Annotated in this window: 7 protein-coding genes and 2 pseudogenes; 1 reads left to right on the forward strand and 8 read right to left on the reverse strand. The window is 63.2% G+C overall.

Features of this window, described 5'->3' with window-relative positions:
- Positions 1 to 492: 492 nt before the first annotated feature.
- Positions 493 to 771, reverse strand: a complete 279-nt coding sequence (locus QJT78_RS48535) for a hypothetical protein (RefSeq protein ID WP_281460764.1) — start codon at positions 769 to 771, stop codon at positions 493 to 495.
- A gap of 204 nt (positions 772 to 975) precedes the next feature.
- Between QJT78_RS48535 and QJT78_RS48540 the strand changes: the two genes are divergently transcribed.
- Positions 976 to 1,149, forward strand: a complete 174-nt coding sequence (locus tag QJT78_RS48540; protein WP_240537858.1) for a hypothetical protein — start codon at positions 976 to 978, stop codon at positions 1,147 to 1,149.
- A 33-nt stretch (positions 1,150 to 1,182) separates the two neighbouring features.
- Here the strand turns inward: QJT78_RS48540 and QJT78_RS48545 are convergent.
- The 7 genes and pseudogenes from QJT78_RS48545 to QJT78_RS48575 all read right to left on the reverse strand — a co-directional run bounded on the left by QJT78_RS48545 (position 1,183) and on the right by QJT78_RS48575 (position 4,411).
- Positions 1,183 to 1,649, reverse strand: a pseudogene (locus tag QJT78_RS48545) (hypothetical protein).
- Entirely contained in the window at positions 1,646 to 1,993 is a 348-nt protein-coding gene (locus tag QJT78_RS48550) for a DUF3147 family protein (RefSeq protein ID WP_028153954.1), read from the reverse strand. Before QJT78_RS48550 ends, QJT78_RS48545 begins: the two are co-directional and overlap by 4 nt.
- Positions 1,990 to 2,382: a cupin domain-containing protein gene (locus QJT78_RS53390; RefSeq protein WP_309248371.1), complete on the reverse strand. Its 393-nt coding sequence runs from the start codon at positions 2,380 to 2,382 to the stop codon at positions 1,990 to 1,992. The genes QJT78_RS48550 and QJT78_RS53390 overlap by 4 nt, the downstream gene beginning before the upstream one ends.
- Positions 2,383 to 2,580: 198 nt before the next feature.
- Positions 2,581 to 2,814, reverse strand: a pseudogene (locus QJT78_RS48560) (phosphatase PAP2 family protein); the annotation flags it as partial.
- Between the two features lie 60 nt (positions 2,815 to 2,874).
- Positions 2,875 to 3,732, reverse strand: a complete 858-nt coding sequence (locus tag QJT78_RS48565) for a glucose 1-dehydrogenase (protein WP_028153952.1) — start codon at positions 3,730 to 3,732, stop codon at positions 2,875 to 2,877.
- Positions 3,733 to 4,019: 287 nt separating this feature from the next.
- Positions 4,020 to 4,199, reverse strand: a complete 180-nt coding sequence (locus tag QJT78_RS48570) for a hypothetical protein (protein ID WP_028153950.1) — start codon at positions 4,197 to 4,199, stop codon at positions 4,020 to 4,022.
- Positions 4,196 to 4,411: a hypothetical protein gene (locus QJT78_RS48575; protein ID WP_038945730.1), complete on the reverse strand. Its 216-nt coding sequence runs from the start codon at positions 4,409 to 4,411 to the stop codon at positions 4,196 to 4,198. The genes QJT78_RS48570 and QJT78_RS48575 overlap by 4 nt, the downstream gene beginning before the upstream one ends.
- Between the last annotated feature and the right edge of the window lie 429 nt (positions 4,412 to 4,840).

Here is a 4,840-nt window from a genome sequence, read left to right on the forward strand (position 1 = left end):
CCAAATCCTCCAAAGAGCAAGTTGGGTACGAGCTGGCACCGGACACCTTCCGGCGCCCGCCTTGATGGGGCCCGAAGGCGCCCCGGCCGCCACGTCTGCGGCGTCCAAAAAAATCTGCCACGAGCAAAAAAGTTTCAAGAGGATGACGAAAAAAATTTCGCGCTCTAAAAGGGGCGGTCTGGTCAAGCGTTGTTGTCGAAGGTTATATCCACTTCTCTGCGGTCGATTGCCGCTTGGGGTCGAAATCAGCGGTGGACCAAGTTGGATCGGCCGACATGACACGCGCTCAATCGATCTTCGGCTAAGGGCGACCACCCGACTACCACGCCCCAGCGCCATTCCGGCCTAAGTTCCTAAATCTTACGTTGACCGGTCGACGCGTCCACCTCGGCGACGATGTGGGCTTTGCTTGGTCCGCAGGTGTACCATCGGCCGACCCGGCCCGCGATAGCTGAGGCGCAGCCTATCCCGTGCTGCTCAGCAGGTCCCACTTTACATTATCAAAGGGAATGTAAGCGTTGTTGTTGTACCCGCGTCGCTGCTGGTCTGGTTGACGGTACCGCCAATTTGCAGGCCCGCCCCGGTTTCGTTCGGATGTTGAATGCCGCGACCGTTGTCCCTCACTGTCAATCGGGCCTCGCCGTAGCCGACGCCTCCCACTATATCCGCATTTTGGTCGATATCGGTCGTCTTTCGGTTGAAGAGGCCGGAACAGAACGCTTCTTGGACCAAGCCGTGCTGCAAATTGCCCGAGCCGTGGAAATCGACCATGTTAAGGTACTTCTCCAGACACGTCCGATCTTCTGTTGATCGCGGGAGTCGGCTGGAAGGATGGTGCCGTCCGCACCGCTACGCTGTCGGCCGACCTCCGTTCGCCGCCTGGCCGCGCTTTCCAAACGGCCGAGCCTGTCAGCATCAGAGATTTCGCCGAGCAGAACGAATTTGCTTATTCCGAGTTCTTGGCGGAGCACGGCAGTGGCTGTCAGCAATGTCCCGATCCTCATCGGCGCCGCCGCATGGGGCGTGCTGGAGGTGGATAGTACAAAGCCGAGAGACTTCTCCCTGAACGAAGAGAAGGCGGCGAACACCAAGCTCAACACGATCGCGCTGCGCAAGGGCGTCAACGCCAAGGCCTCCGACGCGGCCTGACGGCTGACCAACTTCAGAAGGGCCGGCTTCGCCTTAACGCGGGCCGGCCCTTTCGTGTGCGGGCGAGCTCCGACATGATCTCGCCTTGCGTCGTACGAACCAAGTCGCGACCGACACCGCCAGCCACGCCAGCGAGGCGCTCGCAAATGCGCCGGCGACGCTTCGTTCGACCAGTAGCCAGAACACTCCGGCGAACGCCAGCATCGCGAGCGCACCGAGCGCTGCGCCGGCGGCGTCGAGCGCTGCGGCCTGTTGCCCTCGCCGCTTTCCGTCAAGTCCGGCCTCGCGCATGCGGCGGATTTCATGCTTTTCGATGAGAGTGGCGCTGGCGCAGAAGATCGCCGGCAGAGCAAGGATAGGCCGCCGATCGAAGCCCCGTACCGACTGCTGACCAGGCCGGCGAAGACGGTCGCTGCGCCGCCCAGCGCGAAGCGGACCGCGTATTCGTGCCAGCGTCCTTCTTGCAGCGAGGACGGCGAGATTTCAATCGGCGCGCTCATGTCTGACCTCCCGCGGCCGCCCACAGGCCGAAGGCCGCTGCGAGCCACACGACGATCGACAGCAGCGTGGCCGGCAGCGCACGCATGCGCGCCCGGATCAAGAGCTGGCAGACGACCACGCTGTAGATCCCGAGCGCGATCGCACCGGCCATCATCGAATGGGTTTGGACGGCTGCGTAGGATTCGCCGTGCTGATAGATCGCGATGCCAAGCGTGGCGAGCGCGACCGAGGGCGCGGCTCCAAACAGGCCGGCGAAGCTCTTCGGCCTGAGCACGTCTCCGAGCATCGCGAAGGCCGACACAACGGCGCCGCCTACCAGGAAGCGGACGACGTACTCGCTCATTTCGGTTTCTTCCATAGCTTTGAGAGCAGGCCTCCCGCGCCGTACACGGGATCCTTGCCCGGGACAGGCACCTTTGGAATCGTCTTCAGAGCTTTCGGACGGTCCTCGACCTGCGTGCACTCGTCGTAGGTGCCGACGCGCGGATAGGCGCCGACGACGAGGAAGTCCTCATCTGCGGACAGGCATTGGTGTCCCGTGCCCGCCGGCAGGACGGCGACATCGCCCGCCTTAAGTTTGAAGATCCGACCTTTGCTTCCGCCGAAGCGTACACGTCCCCTACCCCGCGCGATGCCAAGCACCTCATGGATACATGAATGGTAGTGAACGTAGTCGTAAATCCCGTCCCGCCAGGTTTCGCCCCAGCCGTTGGCCTCGAACAGGTCCTCCATGACGGCCGCCGGATCATGCCCGTCGCCGAGATCGACAGCGCCTCGGTAGATAACGAGAGGCCAGCGCGGATGATTCGGGATGAGACCGTCGTCCTTGAAACGAGCCGTCTGAGGCTTCCTTGGCCGCGCTAGGTCAGGAGCCTCCTTCTTTCCGGTCGGTGCAGACCGGTCGCGCGCTGCACGTATTCCTTCACGTCCTCAAGGATTGGCATTGTCATCCTCCTTCGGTGGCGACATCGGATAGCCGGTCCAGAGACGCAGTAACCGCTCCATGACGACTCCGAGCGCGAAGCCCGCGACCACGTCGCTCGCCCAGTGCGCCAGCACTATGACCCGCGTCAGGGAAAGGCCGACCGCCAAGGTACGGATTAGTCGCCGCAGCAGAGGCGGCGATGTGCCCGCAGCGGATGCCAGTGCGCCCATGTGGAGCGCGTCTACCGCGAACGACGAAATAGCGCCCATCCGGCGTGACTGGATGCTGCAGGCCCGGCATCAGATGAAGGGCTTCCCTCCGGTCACCGCGACCGTGGTGCCGGAGGTGTAGCTCGATAGCGGATCGGCAAGCATCACATAGGCCGTCGCCAGCTCGGCCGGCTGCCCGGCCCGCTTCATCGGCACCTGCTTGCCGAAATTCTTCACGGTTTCCTCGGGCATGGTCGATGGGATCAGCGGAGTCCAGATCGGCCCGGGCGCCACCGCGTTCACACGGATGCCCTTCTCCGCTAGCATCTGGGCCAGCCCCCCTGTGAAGTTCTGGATAGCGCCCTTGGTCGTCGCATAGGCCAGCAGCGTAGGGTTCGGCATGTCCGAGTTCACGGAAGCCGTATTGATGATCGCGCCGCCCGGCTCCATGTGCGGCACGGCGGCCTTCGCGAGGAAGAACATGGCGTGGATATTCACATCGAACGTCATTCGCCATTCCTCGTCGCTGATGTCGCCAAGATCCTTGAAGGTCGCCTGATGCGCGGCATTGTTGACGAGGATGTCGACCCCGCCGAGATCCCGGACCGCCCGATCGACGACCTTCCTGCAATGGTCCGCAGCCCTTAGATCGCCCTCGACCAGAACAACCTTGCGCCCCTCCGCCTCGACGAGGGCCGCAACTTCCTTGGCGTCGTCGTGCTCCTCGAGATAGGCGATCAGAATATCTGCGCCCTCGCGGGCGAAGGCGATAGCGACCGCCCTTCCTATTCCGCTGTCGCCACCGGTGATGATGGCCCGCTTGCCGTTCAGGCGGCCCGCCCCCTTGTAGCTGGTCTCTCCGTGATCGGGGCGCGGGTCCATTTGCGCGGTTGACCCGGGCATCGGCTGCTTCTGACTGGGGTAAGGGGGCTTCGGATAGTCGGGCATCGGATTCGATCTCCGCGGGTCGAGAGCGCGACAACCGCCTGACGACAACCAAGGTTCCTAGCCCGTTGCCCGCCACTCTCCTCCGGACGCCGCCCGCGCCGCGCTTGCGCAAAGTAGGAGAAAGAGAGCGCCGTTGGCCTTGTACCTAGCGCCCGCGCGACTGCACTCCGAGCCGGACATGACGACTTCGCCCGCGGCGGTGCAGACGGCCCACTTCCATCGGCTCCGCCCGCGCCGCTTCAGCACGACGTCGAACCCCGCAAATCCATCCTCGCCGTCCGGAGAAGTCACGCCGCCACCCTGTTCGGCAACCCACCCTGGAGCTGGTCGAGAAGCCGTTCCTCGCGCTCGATCCGGCTCAGGTAGAGCTGGCGCTCCCGCTCTGTCTTCGCGCTCGCCAGCAGCAGTCGATAGTGGTCGATCACCTTCTCGCTGCCGCGGATCAGCAGGTCCCTGACATCGGTCATGACGCCACCCCCGCGCTCGGCGAACCAGGCAGGACAAATACGATGGGGAAGGTTTCGGAAGTCAGCGCCTCGAGCGATGCGGTCTCCTCGGCCAGGCGCCGTTCGATGAACTGGCGCTCGAGGTCGGACAGCTGCGTCTTCAGCAGGCTGCGATAGCGGTGGATGTTGTTGCGGTGCGCACGGATACGGGTAAAATCTTCGTCGAGCATCATCGCCTCTCCTGACGGTCTTCCATGTCCTTTGCGGTTCGAGAAACGGGGAAGCGTGCTTCCCTCGGCAAAAAATATTCCGCGCGGAAAACCTGTCAAGACAGTAGTGGTGCAGCCGATCCTTCGGGCCACCCCGCGTTAACCATCGGCACCGCCGGACCACCGGACGCAGAAAATTTTCAGCCGACCTCTTGAATCATCCTTGCGTTTTTCTAAGTCGTTTCTCGCCGCGAGAGCGGTGTGCCGGACGCCTTCAAGGGTCCGGCTCGGGCGCGGCCGGCGGGTCTCGGACAGCCGTCCTGCGCTTCTTGTAACCATCTTGCTCCTAGTACCCGGAATCAGAGCTGAGTGATACGGCGGCCTTTGAAACGGCGTTGACGGACCTTTTTCTTGGTCCAGACGAAGGGCTCGGCTCTGTCGTTGTATGCGTTG

It is taken from the genome of Bradyrhizobium sp. Mp27 (assembly GCF_029953005.1).
GTDB classification, from domain to species: Bacteria; Pseudomonadota; Alphaproteobacteria; order Rhizobiales; family Xanthobacteraceae; genus Bradyrhizobium; species Bradyrhizobium barranii.

Bases quoted from the DNA above. Each gene is read 5' to 3' on its own strand.
- QJT78_RS48570 (WP_028153950.1), bottom strand. From the start codon at position 4,199: ATGACCGATGTCAGGGACCTGCTGATCCGCGGCAGCGAGAAGGTGATC.
- QJT78_RS48535 (WP_281460764.1), bottom strand. From the start codon at position 771: ATGGTCGATTTCCACGGCTCGGGCAATTTGCAGCACGGCTTGGTCCAA.
- QJT78_RS53390 (WP_309248371.1), bottom strand. From the start codon at position 2,382: ATGGAGGACCTGTTCGAGGCCAACGGCTGGGGCGAAACCTGGCGGGAC.
- QJT78_RS48565 (WP_028153952.1), bottom strand. From the start codon at position 3,732: ATGCCCGACTATCCGAAGCCCCCTTACCCCAGTCAGAAGCAGCCGATG.
- QJT78_RS48550 (WP_028153954.1), bottom strand. From the start codon at position 1,993: ATGAGCGAGTACGTCGTCCGCTTCCTGGTAGGCGGCGCCGTTGTGTCG.
- QJT78_RS48575 (WP_038945730.1), bottom strand. From the start codon at position 4,411: ATGATGCTCGACGAAGATTTTACCCGTATCCGTGCGCACCGCAACAAC.